The organism is Thorsellia anophelis DSM 18579, assembly GCF_900111395.1.
In the GTDB taxonomy this organism is placed as follows: domain Bacteria; phylum Pseudomonadota; class Gammaproteobacteria; order Enterobacterales; family Thorselliaceae; genus Thorsellia; species Thorsellia anophelis.
Window position 1 is genome coordinate 24,212 of record NZ_FOHV01000001.1, and the last position, 17,520, is coordinate 41,731.

Below are 17,520 nucleotides of genomic sequence, written 5' to 3' on the forward strand. Positions count from 1 at the left end.
AGGCTAACACGGCGTACCCCGCCACGAATATATTATATGCACCGCAATACCGGCGTTTTCAGTATATCCGCATTCCAGACACTGGAATTTACTTTGTGTTGTGCGGTTAGCTTTCTCCCAACACCAAGACCCATTATAGTGGTTGATTCATAATGAGGCCTAGATACTTCGCATTATGCCTGGATACTGATATTGCCGTGAGTTAACTTTTTATGCAATGATTTGAAATGTCTTTTATCATAACAAGGCATTTAGAATATTTGCATTTAAAAGTATATATCATGTGAGGTCATATCATATCCTTACAGGTAAGTTTTTTCTAGATTTTAAACGCTCAATTTAATCTCAAAGTGCATATAGCCTGAATTGAAAAATAAGCGAACACTAAATTAAATTGGTAAGTGTCTATAAAAATCAAAATCCTAATTGATATCATCCATGCCATCTAATTTATTGTTGCATTTGGATAATAGAATATAATGACATCTCAACAATCAAATAAAATAACGGTTTAAGCTGAAGTTAACATAATGATTAGAAATATAAAATTTCAGATTTCGTTCAGATGATTGTCAGTGATTTTTTGAAGTGTAGGTCGATAGGTCGTCTCATTGCCTTTGGCAGTGCCATGTCACTACTGGTTGAATGTTCTAATTACTTCATTCCGATAGTACGTGCTCAACAGCACTAACTAAATTGATTCATCATTGCCTGCATGCTAGATATTTTGAAGGAAATTAAATGGATATAATAATTAAGCAGCCCATACACATCGCTTTTGAAACAATAGAATTTGACAATCATCTTCCATCAGTAAAGTTTAATATTTTAATTCGAATAGATAAATTTACATATAGCTGTAATATTAAGACTGCTCTGTGGTTTGAATGTGAACAGCTTGATGAGTTTATGGTTTTATTAAATAAAAGGCAGTTAGCATCAATTCGTGATATGAGCAATGACTTTCAACTTGTGCTCGATCCTAAATCACATACATTAAAATGGTTATTTAGGGGTGATAATGTAGATTCAAGCATCATGAATGTATCTGGCAGTGAGAAATTAACTTTAGATATGTATTCACATATTTATGAAGCCTTTAATCATTATCCGAAGTGGTGGTAGAAGGTAACAAGGACTGCACAATTCATAATCAATAGCTTAATGAGTCTAGCAGGTGGATCTACCTATAACTATGTGCATCAATATAAAGAATCGCTCTATGAATCTATTTTTATGTCATTGAAGGTGCGCAGTAGCAATCCCCTTGCTTTAGCAGGGGGAAGATGTCAATAATAAAACACACTTTAATATGTAGCGTGATGCTTAATTTTTTCTAACAGGTGTTTTTTTTGGTTGCAATTCCCATTTTAGTGTATTGTTCCGTGGTATTTGTTTTCAGATAGTCTTTATCTCTTCATTTGACGCCCTCCCTACCTTGAAGAACGGGGGTTTATGGCAAAATGGATAAAAGTAGAAGATCGCGTTATATATAAAAATAGTCTTAACTGGTCTCTCATGACTAAGCTTTTAGAATGACAATGCGCCTTTCTGACTTGTGCTCTTTAATCTTAAAACTAATCTAGATAAACGGCCTTTATTTGAGTATCAAAATTAATCTTAGATATGGTAAGATTAGGTCATAAGCGTTAATATAATTAACCCTTCACGTAGCACATGCATTTAAATTCTGCTCACGCTGGTTATCATTTAATTTCATGATTAGGTGCAATAAAAATAAGCTTAAATATCGCAATTAAGCTCTAATACGCGACATCCTTTTCATGTAAATCGCCAAAAATATCCCAATAAATGGGCAATATAATGAGGATAAATATGTCAATTGAGATCCCCCCTACTCCCCCATTTGTTTTAATCGATGGTTCATCTTATCTCTATCGTGCATTTTATGCCTCACCACCGTTAACGAACTCGCAGGGAGAACCAACGGGTGCAATGTATGGTGTGTTAAATATGATTCGCTCAATGCTAGTACAGGTCAATCCTAAGCATTTAGCTGTTGTATTTGATGCTAAAGGAAAAACATTTCGTGATGAATTATTTAGTGACTATAAATCTCATCGCCCTCCAATGCCAGATGATTTGCGGTCCCAGATAGAACCTTTGCATAGAATGATTACTGCGCTTGGTTTACCTATGCTCGTGATAGAGGGGGTTGAGGCTGACGATGTTATTGGAACATTAGCAACTCGGGCAGCGCAGCAAGGGCAGAATGTATTAATTAGTACAGGCGACAAAGATATGGCCCAATTGGTCGGGCCTCACATTACCTTGATTAATACGATGACAAACACACTGCTTAATACTGAAGGTGTTCAAGAAAAGTATGGCGTTGGGCCAGAGTTAATTGTCGATTTCTTAGCTTTAATGGGAGATAGCTCTGACAACATTCCAGGTGTGCCTGGTATTGGTGAAAAAACGGCTCAAGCGCTTTTACAGGGAATTGGTGGAATCAACACGCTTTATGAGAATTTAGATAAAATCGCGACCTTGAGTTTTAGAGGGTCAAAAACGATGGCAGAAAAATTAGTTGCTAATCGGGAAATGGCGTTATTATCACAACAATTAGCAACGATAAAATGCGATGTAGAATTAGATTTACCTTGGGATCAATTGGTCATAAACACATTAGATACAGAGCAATTGAAGGCGGATTTTAATCGATATGGTTTTAAACGTTGGCTCAAAGAGCTTGAATCAGGTGTCTTTGAAAAAACATTTTTACAGCAAGGTGCAGTTAATACAGTCTTTAAAAAAACCGACCTAGAGACGACCTCTAATGTTGATTCTAAATCCACGCTAAGTGATGAATTCTATGAGACGATTTTAGCGCAAGCAAGCTTAGATAAATGGTTAGCTAAACTGAGCCAAGCTGATTGTTTTGCGTTTGATACGGAAACGGATTCTCTCGATACTCAATTAGCAAGATTAATTGGTCTTTCATTTGCAATCTCGCCAGGTGAAGCCATCTATATCCCATTAGGCCATGATTATTTAGGTGCGCCCAATCAGTTGGATTTTGATTTAGTTCTCAATTCGTTAAAGCCAATATTAGAAAATGAAGCCATTAAAAAAGTGGGTCAAAATTTAAAATTTGATTTCTCAGTTCTTAAAACGCATAACATTACGTTAAATGGCATCCAATTTGACACTATGCTTGGATCATACGTACTGAACAGTATTTCTAGACGTCATGATATGGATAGCTTAGCAGAGCGGTATCTAGAGCATAAAACCGTTTCATTTGAAGAGATTGCGGGAAAAGGAAAGTCACAATTAACCTTTAATCAAATAGAGTTAGAAATTGCAGCTAAATATGCAGCAGAAGATGCGGATGTCACCTTGCGTTTATATCAAGCAATGCTACCACAGGTTAAAGCTGAACCTGATTTAGACCATGTACTTCAAAAAATTGAGATACCGCTTTTAACTGTTTTAGCGAGAATGGAAAGAACAGGTGTATTAATTGATTCAAATATGCTCCATCAGCAATCAATCGCTTTTGAAAAAGAAATGCGAGTTATCGAACAAGATGCATATTTATTAGCAGGTGAAGAGTTTAACTTAGCCTCAACAAAGCAATTACAAGCCATTTTTTATGATAAGCTACAATTGCCAGTGTTAAAAAAGACGCCTAAAGGTGCACCCTCTACAGATGAAGAAGTATTAGAAGAACTAGCTTTAACTTACCCATTACCTAAATTACTTCTTCGCTATAGAACTATCGCTAAGCTTAAAAACACCTACACGGATAAATTGCCAAGTTTGATTCATCCAAGTTCAGGTAGAGTACATACTTCCTATCAACAAGCGGTTGCTGCAACAGGGCGATTATCTTCTACTGATCCTAACTTACAAAATATTCCTGTACGCCATGAAGATGGGCGTCGTATCCGTCAAGCTTTTATCGCTTCACCAGAGTGTAAGATAGTGGCAGCCGACTATTCACAAATTGAGCTTAGAATTATGGCTCATTTATCACAAGATGAAGGATTATTGAATGCTTTTGCTTCAGGTTTAGATATCCATAAAGCAACAGCTGCTGAAATTTTTAATGTCCCTTTAGACTCAGTGACATCTGACATGCGTCGTAGCGCAAAAGCCATTAATTTTGGTCTTATCTATGGGATGAGTGAGTTTGGTTTAGCTAAGCAACTTAATATTTCAAGACAAGATGCGAAAGAGTATATGCAGCGCTATTTTGAACGTTATCCAGGTGTGTTAGATTATATGGAAAGAACCCGTCAATTTGCAGCTGAGCAAGGCTACGTTCGTACTTTGCAAGGAAGGCGATTGTATTTACCTGAAATCAGGTCCTCAAATGGCATGAGAAGAAAGGCTGCAGAGCGTGAGGCAATCAATGCACCTATGCAAGGCACCGCAGCTGATATCATTAAATTAGCGATGATAGCAGTAGATAAGTGGGTTTATGATAATCCAAATTATAATATTAAGATGATTATGCAAGTGCATGATGAATTAGTATTTGAAGTCCCTGAAATATATTTAGAACAGGTGACTGAGCAAATAAGAGTCTTAATGGAAAGCGCCATGCCATTAGATGTTCCGCTTCAAGTCGATATTGGTATAGGTGATAATTGGGATGAAGCCCATTGATGGGAGTGATGCATAACCGAACCAGTTAATGTGAATTTGAAAAGAGGATGTGGGGATGTTTAACCAAATACCAGAGCCAACTTTTAATCGTTCTGATGTTGAAATAATTGAAGAAGATGTCGTGTTTAAAGGGTTTTTTACATTAAAGCGTTATCGATTTAAACATGCGCTTTTTGCTGGTGGCAAAAGTGGCGTGGTTGAGAGGGAGATATTAGAGCGGGGTCATGCGGCTATTCTAATTCCATATGATCCAGTAAGAGATGAAGTTGTGCTGATTGAACAAATCAGGTTTGCCGCTTTAAATTCGTCCTCTTCACCCTGGCTGTTTGAGATGGTTGCTGGCATGATGGAAGAGGGTGAAAGCGCTGAGGAAGTGGCTAGAAGAGAAGCATTAGAAGAAGCAGGCTTGGAAGTAAAGCGTATTTTACCTGCGTTAAATTATTTAGCGAGTCCAGGTGGAATGAGTGAAAAGCTCTCTATTTTTGTTGGTGAGATTAACAGCAAAGAAGCTTCTGGTATACATGGGTTAGCAAGTGAAAATGAGGATATAAAAGTCCATGTAGTCTCTCGCGAAGCCGCCTATCAAATGGTCAATGAAGGTAAAATAGATAATGCAGGTTCCGTGATTTCTCTTTTATGGTTGCAATTGAATTATCAACAGATTCAAAAAGATTGGTTAGGAAGTTGATATTGATGATAATCCATAAATTAGGAGTATTGCCAGTATCAGCTAGGCAGCGTTATCACCCAAATTTAAATACTTTATTGGAACTTGCGGAAAATAATTTTAAGCTAATCACGCACCTTCTACCTAAGTCGAATAGCAGTTTTGAGGTTTATTATTTAGGTGCTCAGCGTTTTGAATTATCTATATTAGAAGAAACGAATTATACCATGCTAGTTTCTTTATCTTGGATTCTTCCTTATGATAACAAGGAAGAATGTAATATTACCAAAATAAATAATAAATTACGGTATACGAACTTAACCATTCGAGTTTATTTTGACGCTAAATTAGCTGAGGTTTTAGCAAAAAATAGATCGGTTTATCAAGGACGGTATAATTATCCTAATGATGATCTCTTGCAAGTAGATGAAAAAGAAAGAAATAATCGATTTTTGTATGAGTGGTTAAAAGCCTGTATTTTATGGGGTAAAAAAGAGAATATCGCCTTGTTATAATTTTAAACAAGGCGACCTAAACCTAGAATTGGGTTGGACTATATTTAAAGCTTGTTGAAATAGCATGTTCTGGATCATAAGATTCCAGTATTTCTAAATATCGTTGGCGATAATTATTATTGACTCTTTTTTCAGGCATTACTTTTGATCCTTCATGGAAAAAATGCATGGCGTCTCTTCCTAATTCACGACCACGCTTAGTATGTTTATCAATCGCAATATCCATAATAGTTGGAGTTTTACCCATCTCGAAGCTTTTAACAATAATATTTTTAAGTAAAGCGCTTGATCTATCTTTTTCTGAATCACATAAAATTCTTATCGCATGAATAAAAAATACTGGTTGATCTGGATCGTCATAAGGTAAACTTCTGCGCATTTCATTAAGAGATTTAATTTGATAGGTCGCAGAGAGATTACCAAATCCAATATCTTCAATGGCTATAACTTGTAGTCTACGCCATAATTTTTCTAAAAACATTTGGCCTGAGATATAAAGTTCATAGGCAGACTCACAAGCAGATTCATCCATAGAACGACGAATGCTTTTTTGTAAGTTAGAAATGATTTCATCAGCAGCAAAACCGTTACGAGTTTTAAGCTCAGACCAGTCTGTATAGGTTGTATGTGGCATGCTATTCTCCTTTTTAATACAGTGTATCGTATTATTTCTAATTGTATCTCGCAATTAACTTTACAGATTATTTGAAGCGATTTCTGTGTCTGATTAAAAATTTAAGCTGTTGCTAATCGTTTAATATGGACTGTAATGTAACGAGTTCAATATCATCTGGTAAATCAGCTAAGCGGCGTTTTAGCACATTAATGGTTGCTTGATGAGGGTGGCCGATAGCAATAGAAACCCCTTTTTTTCTTGCAATAGCAATAGCTAAATTAAATTGAGTATTAACAGACTGTTCAGTTTGTATATTATCTAAAAAGATATCCCTAATAAGAACAGGATGATTAAATTCAGATGCTGCTGAAGCAACTTGGCTTTTCCCTGTTGTTAAACTATCTAGGAAAAATAAAGATTTTCCAGATAAAGCGTGAAAAACCTTTTTCATCCCCTCAAAACTCGCGGTCATTTCACTACCAGTATGGTTATTAATACCAACAGCATGCGGTACGGCTAAAATAGAGCGCTCTATGATAGTGGTTATTTCCGTCTGAGACATATCTGGTGTAAGTGTATCTTTTTCTAGACCACTGCGACTGAATGGTAGCATTGGTAAATGGATGAGAATTTCTCTTTGATTGGCAAACGCTATTTCAGCACGCTCGGTCGCGTAAGGTGCTGTAGGTATGATGGCAACAGTAACAGGGAGGTCTAATATTTGGAAATCTCGCTTAATATATCCTAAATCATCAATAACAATGACGAGTTTTGCTTTATTTTCGCTGATAGTTGTAAGAGGGGCAATAAATTTAGGGTCTTGTTGAATATTTTGCTGTTCTGATGATTTTGACGTATGTGTTCTTTCTGGTAAAGAAGAGAGAGGTCTGTTTTTACTTGATTCTGGCTCAATATTAATCTCAGTGTTAGCCTCGGCATCTGATTGAGAAATAGTTTCAGATTGAATCGTCATAGGGAATGTGGGTCTTGGTGTTTGTGTGAATATTGAGGCATTAGCAGATACAGAGATTATAACGCTATAAAAAGCGAGATAAGGAATAAAGACCATAAAAAAATGAATTATCTTATTAGATTTAGAATTCAAAATGTTATCCCGATTAGTGTTAACGTTTAATTTTAATTGGTTGCATATATAAAATTTTAGAAATTTTTTTATTAAAAAGTGAATAATTCTCTTTTATCATCATTGTTATCTTGTGTGATAAATGCTGTTGTATTAATGATTAAACCAGTTTGTTTGAGGGTCGATGTTACTAAGACTTTAGCAAAAGGAGAGACTTCTTCACAAGTAAAAAAATCCGATAAATTAATCCATCTCGCATCTTCAATTTCACCTGTATCTTGGATATTTATTTCATGATTAATTGGGGTAAGTGAACATGCCAGAAAAATATTTGATTTACCTAATTGATACGGGTATTTGCTGGCAATGGCAACAATTGATTGAAATTCAGTTTGAATACCTGTCTCTTCATAGGTTTCACGTATAACACCTAACTCAATCGTTTCATCAAGCTCCATATGTCCACCCGGTAATTTATAAAAACTACCGAGGTGCTCTTTAATAATTAATACCTCAGCATCTTGGTTAGTTTTTTTCCGTAATACAACTCCCCCTAACCCAACGGTATGGGTCGGTGAGAATGGCACATACACATTTTTTTGTAATCTTAGCACTAGGGTGAGTTCTTTTTCCATGCAGCTATGAAAGATAAATCCATGTTGTGTTAGGACAGGAATTAAAATCGATTGCTCATGGGTAAGTGTAACCCAAATGATTCTTTTATGAGTTTGATTTGCTGTTGCAATCACTGCTTTGATTGCTTCGTTAAATTCGTTTGCTTCTTTTGGAAAATCTGTGCTGTTCAGTGTTATACCTTGGTATACATCACTATCAAAAGTTATCATTTTTTCACCTCGCATAATTATTAACTATACTACGGATTAGCAAAAATGCGTAGTTAGTATTGAACCCACCCATCTCATTTCCCTATAAAAAAAGGCACTTAAATGTGCCTTTTTAAACCAAGATGACAAACTTTAGTTAACAGGATCTAACCAACCCCATTTGTCTTCAGTTTTACCATTGAATAATCCAAAAAATGCATCTTGAATTTTTTTGGTAACAGGACCTCTTTTACCAATACCAACCTGGATACCATCTACTGAACGTACAGGTGTAATTTCAGCTGCGGTACCAGTCATAAAGACTTCATCAGCTAAGTAAAGGGATTCACGTGATAAAGTTTGCTCTCTGACTTCAATATTTAATGATTTAGCCAGTGTAATAATGGCATCACGGGTAATACCAGGTAAAGCCGAAGATGTAAAAGGTGGAGTGAATAATATACCATCTTTTATTTCAAATAAATTTTCGCCTGCACCTTCAGATAAGTATCCGTTTACATCAAGTGCGATACCTTCTTGATAGCCATGTCTCCTAGCTTCACTACCAACCAATAATGAGGATAAGTAGTTACCACCTGCTTTAGCAGCAGTAGGGATAGTATTAGGTGCAACACGGTTCCATGAGCTGACCATCGCATCTATACCTTGTTCTAAAGCTTCTTCACCTAAGTATGCCCCCCATGGGAACGCAGCAATAATGACATCGGTTGTATATCCTGCAGGAGGATTGACTCCCATGCCAACATCTCCTATGAATGCGAGAGGACGTATATAGGCACTTTTTAGGTTATTTTTACTAATGGTTTGACGACATGCTTCCATCAGCTCATCAACTGTATATTTAATTGGCATACGATAAATTTTAGCTGAGTCATGAAGGCGTTGCATGTGCTCGCGGTGACGAAAAACTGCAGGTCCAATATGGGTGTCATAGCAGCGAACACCTTCAAATACTGATGTACCGTAATGTAATGCGTGTGACATTACATGTATTTTAGCATCTTGCCAAGCAACCATTTCCCCATTAAACCAAATGAGATCTGCTTTTTTTGTCATTGTATTTTCCTTCTTTTTATTTATTGATAGGTTGTTGCTGTTAAAAATTTAAATCTTAATTAGTATTAAAAAATTCTTTCACCATGCAGGAATAAAATACTCTGGTTTGGCTGTACTTTTTCCCAAGGTTCGTTTCTAGTTAAAGGCTGAGTAGCAATTATGGTCACAACATCATTTGAAGTTGTTTCTTTTTGAAAGTCAACTTCTAAGTCTTCATCTAATAAAACTGCTTTTCCAAATGGAGCTTTGCGAGTTAAAAAATAGAGGTTTGTAGAGCAACTAGCAAACAGATATTCTCCATCAGATAGAAGAATGTTAAAAACCCCTTTTTTACGGATAGTTTCAGCATATTGTGCTATAAAGCGAAATACAGCTGGCCAATTAGCGGGTTTTCTGCGATATTTTTCATTTAGACTATGAAGTAAACCACAAAATGCATGTTCACTATCAGTGGTTCCTACGGGAATATAATGTCCTGTTGGGATCGATTTAAATCCTTTTAGTTGACCATTATGCGCGAAAGTCCAATGTTTGCCTTGCCATTCTCGTATAAACGGATGGGTATTTTCGAGCGCAATTGCGCCTGAATTAGCCTGCCGGATATGAGAAATAACCGTTTGTGACTTAATTGGATAGGTTCTAACAAAATGTGCAATCGGAGAATCATAACTTGGATTCGGATCGCGAAAAATACGGCATCCTTTACCTTCATAAAAGGTGATCCCCCATCCATCTTTATGAGGGCCAGTCTTCCCACCACGTTGAATTAATCCACTAAAACTAAAGCAAATATCCGTCGGAATATTTGCGCTCATACCTAAAAGTTCGCACATATTTTAACAGTTTCCTTTAAAAGCCATATTTACTTCAATTGTTATCGTTTTTGCGCAGCTTATCAAGATATATTAGAAATTATTTATTTTTTAATATGTGACATTAATCTTTTTCGTTTTCGAATTTGGCTAGCAGTTAATTGATTACGTCTACCAGCGTAAGGATTTTCACTTTCTTTAAATTGTATTCTAATCGGACTTCCCATTACCTTTAGGGATTTTCTGAAATAGTTCATTAAATAGCGTTTATAACTATCAGGTAAAGAATTAACTTGGTTACCATGAATTACAACAATTGGAGGGTTATATCCACCTGCATGAGCATATTTCATCTTAACTCTTCTTCCTCTAATAAGGGGAGGCTGATGATCTTCAGTTGCCATTTGCATTATTCGGGTTAATTTGGCGGTGCTGACACGTTGGGTAGAACAGTCATAAGCTTCATTTACAAAGCCAAGTAATTTACCAACTCCACTACCGTGTAGTGCAGAGATAAAATGGATACGTGCAAAATCAACAAATCCTAGGCGTAGTTCGAGCATATCTTTAACATGCTCCCTGTCTTCTTGGGTCATGCCATCCCATTTATTAACAACAATAACAAGTGAGCGACCACTGTTAAGTACAAAGCCTAAAAGTGAGAGATCTTGGTCTGAAATGCCCTCTCTTGCATCAATTACAAGTAATACTACATTTGCATCTTCTATTGCTTGGAGGGTTTTAATTACAGAGAATTTTTCAACTGCTTCATGGATCTTACCGCGTTTTCTTACTCCAGCTGTATCAATTAAAACATAATCTCTGTCATCTTTTTGTAAAGGGATATAGATACTATCACGAGTTGTACCAGGCATATCAAAAACTATAACTCTATCTTCACCAAGTAAGCGGTTTGTCAGAGTAGATTTTCCGACATTAGGTCTGCCTATAATTGCGATTTTAATTGGGAGGTCTGTTTGAGGATTAAAAGTGGTTTCTTCCTCCTCTTCAATCTCACCAGCAGCAATTTTAGCATTTAAAGCTTCAATTTCTTCCTCAGTAAGCTCACTTGTTGTATCTGCATCACTACTTGTGAGTAAAGCATCAAGCGTATCATTTTCATCAATAGATTCACCATCTTCAGATCTTGCAGCAACTTCGGCGTCGATTTGAAGTTTTTCACTAAATGGTAAAAGGGCATCTTCAAGCAACCTAATCACACCACGTCCATGGGCAGCTGCAATAGGATAGATGTCACCAAGTCCGAGCGAATAAAAATCACTCATAGCAACGTCAGGATCTAATCCATCTGTTTTGTTTACTACGACAAATGTCGGTTTTTTACGCTCTCTTAAATGTTGTGTGATTAAGTGATCAGCAGGCATTAAACCAGATCTTGCATCTACCATAAATAGCACTACATCTGCTTCTTCAATGGCGAGTAAAGATTGATCTGCCATATGCGTTTCAACCCCTGTTTCTGTACCATCAATCCCACCAGTATCAATGACAATAAAAGATTGCTCTGCATAATGAGCATGACCATATTTTCTATCACGAGTGAGCCCAGGAAAATCAGCAACAAGCGCATCGCGTGTTTTGGTCAATCTATTAAAGAGCGTTGATTTTCCGACATTTGGACGACCAACTAAGGCAACGACTGGAATCATAATTCAAATTAAACCTAAGATTTTGGCATTGAAAATATCAATGCATATGAAAAAAATAAAGCGGCTGCTTAAAATATTCAAGCAGCCGCCAAGGCAGGTAAGATTAAGGACGCTTAGTATTTATAGCGCTAAATTAACTTATCGCTCAATTGCATACACTGAGCCTTTACGTGCTTGAAGAATTACTTTAGTGTTTACAGTAAGGGGATCGGCCACAAATCCTGATCTATCTAACTGTTCACTTGCAACAAATGCGCCTGTCTGCTTATTTAACCAAAAGACATACCCTTCACCATCCGCAACGACAATATTATTGCCCACTAACGCTGGTGCGGTTACGAAGCGCTTATTTAAACCATCTTGCTTCCAAATTAATTGGTAATCTGAGGTGTTAAGCGCATAAATGTGATCATTTTGATCTGTTAAATAAATCACATCATCAGTTACAATGAAGTCACGTATTGAGCCATATTCTGCTCTCCATAATGCTTCACCTGAATTGAAGTCAAAGGCAACAAGCATATTATTAAAAGCGATTGCATACAATATACCATTATGAAATACTGGCTGAGCGTCAATATCACCTAATTGATCAATCTCAGTTGCGCCAAGTGGCTCTGCAACGCGTTCTTGCCAAACAAGTTGGCCAAGATCGAAAGTAAAGGCATTAATTCTACCGTTATCTCCACCAACAATCACAAATTTATCTTCTACTGTAATTGGTGATGATTGACCACGTAAAGATAAAACAGGCACATCTAAATCTGCACGCCAGACCTCTGTGCCATCTGCAATATTCAATACTTGTAATTTTCCATTGGTTGTTACGAGCATGATTTTGTCTTTTTCAATTGTAGGTCTTGCAACAATTTCACCTGCAGCTTGTACTTCCCAAATGAGTTGGCCTGTTGCTGAGTCAATAGAATATAAAATACCTCTTTCACTTCCTATATATACTCGATTGTTATATACACTTACTCCTCCTGATAATAGGGCGGATTTTCTACTAGAAAGTAATCCTACTGATTCTGCTAATTGGATCTCCCAAATTGTATTGCCAGAAGTAGCATCAATAGCCATAACTGTACCTTGCCTATCAGCGGCATAAATCGTACCATTATCATGAGCAGGACGTAGCGTAGAGAAATACTCTCCACTACCTTTACCAACTGACTTTTCCCAAATCTGTCTCTGACTAAATTCAGCTGCAAATTCTGGAACTGGTGCCATGACTTCTAACTTTTCTCCAAATGGATTCAGTGATGATAATGTTGAGCATCCACTTAATAAAGAGATTGAGAATAAACTAACAATTAAACTATAGCGCATGCGCATGCTATTTGCCTCAACTTGGTAAATTATTTAATTTTAGGCGAAGATAATCCTGTAAGGATGGATCAGCGACTGTGATAGCTTGTTCATAAACTTTTTTAGCTTCGCTTATGTCCCCTTTTCTTTTTAATATATCAGCTTTAAATTCTAGAAGATTAGCGTTCCAACTAGCTAACGTGATTTTTTCTATCGTTGCCAGCGCATCTGCAAATTTATCTTGTTCTGCTTGAATATTCGCAAGCATAAACAAAATAGTAGCTAAGATATTCTCGTCTTTTACTTTGGATGCGATATCAATTAATACTTGTTCAGCTTCTGTATATTTTTTCTGTGAAGCTAAATTTTTAGCTAATTTCAAAGCAGCGATGCCAGCGTAGTTACTGCTATCTGTAGCAAGATAAGTTTTAATTGCGTTATCAGCTTCTTGATTTAATGATTCAGCATTTTCAGGTGTTGCCTCTATTGCTTCATTTAATTTATTTAAAGCACTGGTCGCATTAAAATAAGCACTTGCTTCATTCAGCTGGCTTTCAATTTGATATTCTTGGTAGTATCTCCAACCAAGCAATCCACCAACACCAATAACAACACCGGCAGTGATTGCAATCCAATTTTCTCGGATAAAGGTTTTAACTTGTTCATATTGTTCATTATCAGTTTGCATTCTTATTTCCTGCAGTGATAGGCTTTACTAAGCGATAGTTATATTATTATGCATCTAAAAATTTAGAGTAACATTAAGTTTGATGATTATCTTAATTTTTAGTCGCATTATTTAGAAATTCTACCATATCTTTTTGCATAACGGTTGTTTGCTCGCCAGAGATTAAAGATTTTATTGTCACTTGTTGTTGCTTAATCTCATCTTCTCCAATCAGAACGGCAAATTTAGCCCCTTGTTTATCAGCGCGTGTTAGCTGTTTTTTCATATTACCACCGCCATGATTCACAACGCAGCGTAAATTAGGCATAGTATTACGTATCTTTTCTGCAATCGCAATCGCTTGTTCAATGCTATTGTCACCAAAAGATACGACATACAGGTCAGCTTGATTGATTTTAAATAGTTGAGGGTTAATGGATTGAATCAATAAAACGAGTCTTTCAAGCCCCATAGCAAAGCCAACAGCAGGGGTAGCTTTTCCTCCTAATTGTTCCACTAAGCCATCATATCTTCCACCAGCGCATACGGTACCTTGTGCACCTAAACTTGTAGTGACCCATTCAAAAACGGTCCTGTTATAATAGTCTAAGCCACGCACTAAGCGTTGATTAAGGGTGAAATCTATACCATTTGCTTTAAGGATATCACATAAACGATTGAAATGGCTTTTGGATTCTTCTTCTAAATAATCAAATAAATTTGGCGCATCAATCAGTATGGCTTGAACATCAGGATTTTTACTATCTAAAATTCTTAGAGGATTTGTGTCTAACCTGCGTAAGCAATCTTCATCTAAGCTGTCTTTGTGTTTTGATAAAAAAGAAACTAAAGCATTTTTATAGTTAGCTCGCTCTTCAAGAGTGCCAATAGAATTTAATTCTAATTTTACATGTTGATTAATCCCTAATGCATTCCACCAACGAGCAGTCATAATGATAAGCTCAGCATCAATATCAGGCCCTGCTAAACCAAATACCTCAGCACCAATTTGATGAAATTGCCTATAACGACCCTTTTGAGGGCGCTCATAACGGAACATTGGGCCTATATACCAAAGACGTTGCTCTTGATTGTATAATAATCCATGCTCAATACCTGCTCTGACACAGCCTGCAGTGCCCTCTGGTCTTAATGTTAAGCTTTCACCGCCTCTATCTTCAAAAGAGTACATTTCTTTTTCAACTACATCGGTGATTTCACCAATTGCACGATTAAAAAGAGGAGTGTGTTCAACAATAGGTAGTCTTATTTCATTAAAACCATATTGATTCAAAACAGATTTTAATATTGTTTCAACTTGCTGCCATTGTGCGCTATCAGTTGGTAGAATGTCATTCATTCCTCTAATAGCTTGTATTGTTTTGCTCATAGTAATCTAATTTTTTATTTAAAAGTGAATCTCAATTGTTCTGAGAAAGTTATGGGTTATCTCACATATGTTAAGAAAAAACAAAGAATTCATAAGCTAAATAATTCTGTTTTTATCGAGCATTAAAGCTTTTTGCCGAATTTTTTGCTCTAATGCATCTATCATATCATGGTTGTCAAATCGTTCTTTTTGCCTGATACCATCTTCATAAAATCCGCTTTTTTTATTACCACCGGTAACACCTAAAGTAGAAATTAAGGCTTCACCAGGCCCGTTAACAACACAGCCAATAATAGACACATCCATTGGAGTAATAATGTCTTCAAGTCTTTGTTCTAAAGCGTTTACAGTTGCAATCACATCAAATTCTTGTCTAGAACAGGTAGGACAGGCGATAAAATTGATTCCTCTTGAGCGTATGCGTAAGGATTTTAATATATCAAACCCAACTTTAACTTCTTCTATCGGATCAGCGGCTAATGAAATTCGTAAGGTATCTCCAATCCCTTCAGAGAGCAATAAACCTAAACCAATAGCTGATTTGACCGCGCCACTACGAAATCCACCTGCTTCTGTAATTCCTAAGTGAAGTGGTTGGTCGATTTTACCAGCTAATAGTCTATAGGCGCCTACGGCAAGAAATACGTCTGAAGCTTTAACGCTCACTTTAAATTGGTCAAAGTTTAGCTTGTCAAGGATATCAACATGCCGCATAGCTGATTCTACTAGTGCAGCAGGTGTTGGTTCACCATATTTTTCTTGAATATCTTTTTCTAATGACCCCCCATTTACTCCAATTCTTATTGGAATATTCTTGTCTCTTGCACAATCAACAACAGAACGAATCCTTTCTTGATTACCAATATTTCCAGGATTGATCCTTAAGCAATCAACGCCATATTCTGCGACTTTTAGTGCAATTCTGTAGTCAAAATGTATATCAGCTATAAGCGGAATATTTATTTGTTGTTTAATCAGTTTAAACGCTTCAGCTGCATCCATTGTAGGCACTGATACACGTACTATATCTACTCCGACCCTTTCTAATCGTTTTATTTGTTCAATTGTTGCATCAACATCAGTAGTTTTAGTATTTGTCATAGATTGAACAGCAATTGGGGCACCATCCCCGATAGGAACTTTCCCAACATTAATACGAGTTGATTGACGTCTTTTAATTGAATTCTCTGGGTGCATGATCATTATTCTGTTAATGGAACGGTAAATTTAGCAACTTGGCCTTTTTTAATGAAACCAGTAATATCAATCGGATCACCATCAAAATTAATAGAAACTGCAGATGGCACTCCTAGTTTTAATTTAAATGGTGCACCTTCAGTAAACTTCAGTTCATCTCCATTTTTTTTCAGTCCAGAAAATAATATTTTTCCAGATGCATCTACTAGTTCAACCCAACAATCAGCACTAAAATTCATTATAATTCCAGAGCTAACTATATTTGTACTTTCTGAGTCTTCATTTTGTACAATATTATTTTTTTGTGCCAGTGTATCATTCACTGCTTCTTGTATAGTGAGAGTTGGTGCATTTTCTGATTGCTCAGTTGAGATTAAAACATTAGGTTGTGAAGGAGCTTGAAGCGTTGATTCTATACCAAGCGGAGCGGATTGAGTATTATTTGTATTTGGTATTGCTAAAGGACCATTAGCTCCAGAAGATACATTTGGGGTATTTGAATTAACAGACAAAGGAATATTATTGTTAATTGTTGTTGAGTCATTAATCGTATCAAGTGGTACTATGCTTTGAGATTTCTCTTGCTGATAGTTATGTAAATAAGCACCCGTTACACCGATTATGGAAAAAACAACTAGGCCAGATATGACTTTAAACCAAATGTCTTTTCGTCTTTTTTTCTTCTCTATAGAGTACGATTGAAGTGGGGTTGGTGAGGCCACTTCCAGTGGTTTTTCTGTATTAACCATTGAAAGTAGTTGTGATTCAGGAAGACCTAAAAGCTTCGCATATGAGCGAATATAGCCTCTGACAAATGTAGATGCTACGTCAGGTAGCTCATTATTCTCAAGCTCAATGATAACAGATTTCTTTAGATGAAGTCTTTTTGCGACTGTATCGATAGTTAATTCTAGTTTTTCTCTCTCTGAGCGAAAAATTTCGCCAATTGTCGCTTGTTGGATATGTTCATTATTGGTTTGTGACTGAGATTCTGCGGGAGTTTGTGTTTCATTATTAATTGTTTTCATTTGAATTCTATGTCTCTGCGCAATAGC

At 36.4% G+C, this 17,520-nt stretch carries 15 protein-coding genes; 4 read left to right on the plus strand and 11 right to left on the minus strand.

Features of this window, described 5'->3' with window-relative positions; all coding sequences use genetic code 11:
• The first annotated feature begins 741 nt into the window (after positions 1 to 741).
• The 4 genes from BMW37_RS00115 (at position 742) to BMW37_RS00130 (ending at position 5,820) form a co-directional block, all read left to right on the plus strand.
• Positions 742 to 1,125: a hypothetical protein gene (locus BMW37_RS00115; RefSeq protein WP_093316408.1), complete on the plus strand. Its 384-nt coding sequence runs from the start codon at positions 742 to 744 to the stop codon at positions 1,123 to 1,125.
• Between the two features lie 711 nt (positions 1,126 to 1,836).
• The gene (gene polA, locus BMW37_RS00120) at positions 1,837 to 4,638 is read left to right on the plus strand and encodes a DNA polymerase I (protein WP_093316410.1); all 2,802 of its coding nucleotides are present in this window, start codon (positions 1,837 to 1,839) and stop codon (positions 4,636 to 4,638) included.
• 55 nt (positions 4,639 to 4,693) lie between these two features.
• Positions 4,694 to 5,326 carry an ADP-ribose diphosphatase gene (nudF, locus tag BMW37_RS00125; protein WP_093316413.1) on the plus strand — a complete coding sequence of 211 codons (633 nt, stop codon included), beginning with the start codon at positions 4,694 to 4,696 and terminating at the stop codon, positions 5,324 to 5,326.
• Positions 5,327 to 5,331: 5 nt separating this feature from the next.
• On the plus strand, positions 5,332 to 5,820 hold the full coding sequence (locus BMW37_RS00130; RefSeq protein ID WP_177168542.1) for a DUF1249 domain-containing protein: 489 nt from the start codon (positions 5,332 to 5,334) through the stop codon (positions 5,818 to 5,820).
• A 22-nt stretch (positions 5,821 to 5,842) separates the two neighbouring features.
• On the opposite strand, the gene BMW37_RS00135 is transcribed toward BMW37_RS00130, so the two are convergent.
• From BMW37_RS00135 to rodZ, 11 genes are all read right to left on the minus strand, one after another.
• Positions 5,843 to 6,454 (minus strand): hypothetical protein, encoded by a 612-nt coding sequence (locus BMW37_RS00135; protein ID WP_093316418.1) that lies wholly within the window; start codon positions 6,452 to 6,454, stop codon positions 5,843 to 5,845.
• Positions 6,455 to 6,566: 112 nt separating this feature from the next.
• Positions 6,567 to 7,541 (minus strand): divergent polysaccharide deacetylase family protein, encoded by a 975-nt coding sequence (locus BMW37_RS00140; RefSeq protein ID WP_143047577.1) that lies wholly within the window; start codon positions 7,539 to 7,541, stop codon positions 6,567 to 6,569.
• 71 nt (positions 7,542 to 7,612) lie between these two features.
• On the minus strand, positions 7,613 to 8,365 hold the full coding sequence (locus BMW37_RS00145) for an NUDIX domain-containing protein (protein WP_177168543.1): 753 nt from the start codon (positions 8,363 to 8,365) through the stop codon (positions 7,613 to 7,615).
• Positions 8,366 to 8,497: 132 nt separating this feature from the next.
• A complete protein-coding gene (locus BMW37_RS00150) occupies positions 8,498 to 9,421 on the minus strand; it encodes a branched-chain amino acid transaminase (RefSeq protein ID WP_093316425.1) in 924 nt (307 codons plus the stop codon).
• Positions 9,422 to 9,486: 65 nt separating this feature from the next.
• On the minus strand, positions 9,487 to 10,254 hold the full coding sequence (locus BMW37_RS00155; protein ID WP_093316428.1) for a class II glutamine amidotransferase: 768 nt from the start codon (positions 10,252 to 10,254) through the stop codon (positions 9,487 to 9,489).
• Positions 10,255 to 10,337: 83 nt separating this feature from the next.
• A complete protein-coding gene (der, locus tag BMW37_RS00160; RefSeq protein WP_093316430.1) occupies positions 10,338 to 11,903 on the minus strand; it encodes a ribosome biogenesis GTPase Der in 1,566 nt (521 codons plus the stop codon).
• 138 nt (positions 11,904 to 12,041) lie between these two features.
• Positions 12,042 to 13,238, minus strand: a complete 1,197-nt coding sequence (gene bamB / locus BMW37_RS00165; RefSeq protein WP_093316433.1) for an outer membrane protein assembly factor BamB — start codon at positions 13,236 to 13,238, stop codon at positions 12,042 to 12,044.
• A 10-nt stretch (positions 13,239 to 13,248) separates the two neighbouring features.
• Complete coding sequence (locus BMW37_RS00170; protein WP_093316434.1) at positions 13,249 to 13,899, minus strand: YfgM family protein; 651 nt, start codon at positions 13,897 to 13,899, stop codon at positions 13,249 to 13,251.
• 91 nt (positions 13,900 to 13,990) lie between these two features.
• A complete protein-coding gene (gene hisS, locus BMW37_RS00175; RefSeq protein ID WP_093316437.1) occupies positions 13,991 to 15,268 on the minus strand; it encodes a histidine--tRNA ligase in 1,278 nt (425 codons plus the stop codon).
• Between the two features lie 96 nt (positions 15,269 to 15,364).
• The gene (gene ispG, locus BMW37_RS00180) at positions 15,365 to 16,465 is read right to left on the minus strand and encodes a flavodoxin-dependent (E)-4-hydroxy-3-methylbut-2-enyl-diphosphate synthase (RefSeq protein ID WP_093316922.1); all 1,101 of its coding nucleotides are present in this window, start codon (positions 16,463 to 16,465) and stop codon (positions 15,365 to 15,367) included.
• Positions 16,466 to 16,470: 5 nt separating this feature from the next.
• Positions 16,471 to 17,493 carry a cytoskeleton protein RodZ gene (gene rodZ / locus BMW37_RS00185; RefSeq protein WP_093316439.1) on the minus strand — a complete coding sequence of 341 codons (1,023 nt, stop codon included), beginning with the start codon at positions 17,491 to 17,493 and terminating at the stop codon, positions 16,471 to 16,473.
• Positions 17,494 to 17,520: the final 27 nt, after the last annotated feature.

Bases quoted from the DNA above. Each gene is read 5' to 3' on its own strand.
- nudF (WP_093316413.1), top strand. From the start codon at position 4,694: ATGTTTAACCAAATACCAGAGCCAACTTTTAATCGTTCTGATGTTGAA.
- hisS (WP_093316437.1), bottom strand. From the start codon at position 15,268: ATGAGCAAAACAATACAAGCTATTAGAGGAATGAATGACATTCTACCA.
- BMW37_RS00150 (WP_093316425.1), bottom strand. From the start codon at position 9,421: ATGACAAAAAAAGCAGATCTCATTTGGTTTAATGGGGAAATGGTTGCT.
- BMW37_RS00130 (WP_177168542.1), top strand. From the start codon at position 5,332: ATGATAATCCATAAATTAGGAGTATTGCCAGTATCAGCTAGGCAGCGT.
- ispG (WP_093316922.1), bottom strand. From the start codon at position 16,465: ATGCACCCAGAGAATTCAATTAAAAGACGTCAATCAACTCGTATTAAT.
- BMW37_RS00145 (WP_177168543.1), bottom strand. From the start codon at position 8,365: ATGATAACTTTTGATAGTGATGTATACCAAGGTATAACACTGAACAGC.
- bamB (WP_093316433.1), bottom strand. From the start codon at position 13,238: ATGCGCATGCGCTATAGTTTAATTGTTAGTTTATTCTCAATCTCTTTA.
- der (WP_093316430.1), bottom strand. From the start codon at position 11,903: ATGATTCCAGTCGTTGCCTTAGTTGGTCGTCCAAATGTCGGAAAATCA.
- BMW37_RS00115 (WP_093316408.1), top strand. From the start codon at position 742: ATGGATATAATAATTAAGCAGCCCATACACATCGCTTTTGAAACAATA.
- polA (WP_093316410.1), top strand. From the start codon at position 1,837: ATGTCAATTGAGATCCCCCCTACTCCCCCATTTGTTTTAATCGATGGT.
- rodZ (WP_093316439.1), bottom strand. From the start codon at position 17,493: ATGAAAACAATTAATAATGAAACACAAACTCCCGCAGAATCTCAGTCA.
- BMW37_RS00170 (WP_093316434.1), bottom strand. From the start codon at position 13,899: ATGCAAACTGATAATGAACAATATGAACAAGTTAAAACCTTTATCCGA.
- BMW37_RS00135 (WP_093316418.1), bottom strand. From the start codon at position 6,454: ATGCCACATACAACCTATACAGACTGGTCTGAGCTTAAAACTCGTAAC.
- BMW37_RS00155 (WP_093316428.1), bottom strand. From the start codon at position 10,254: ATGTGCGAACTTTTAGGTATGAGCGCAAATATTCCGACGGATATTTGC.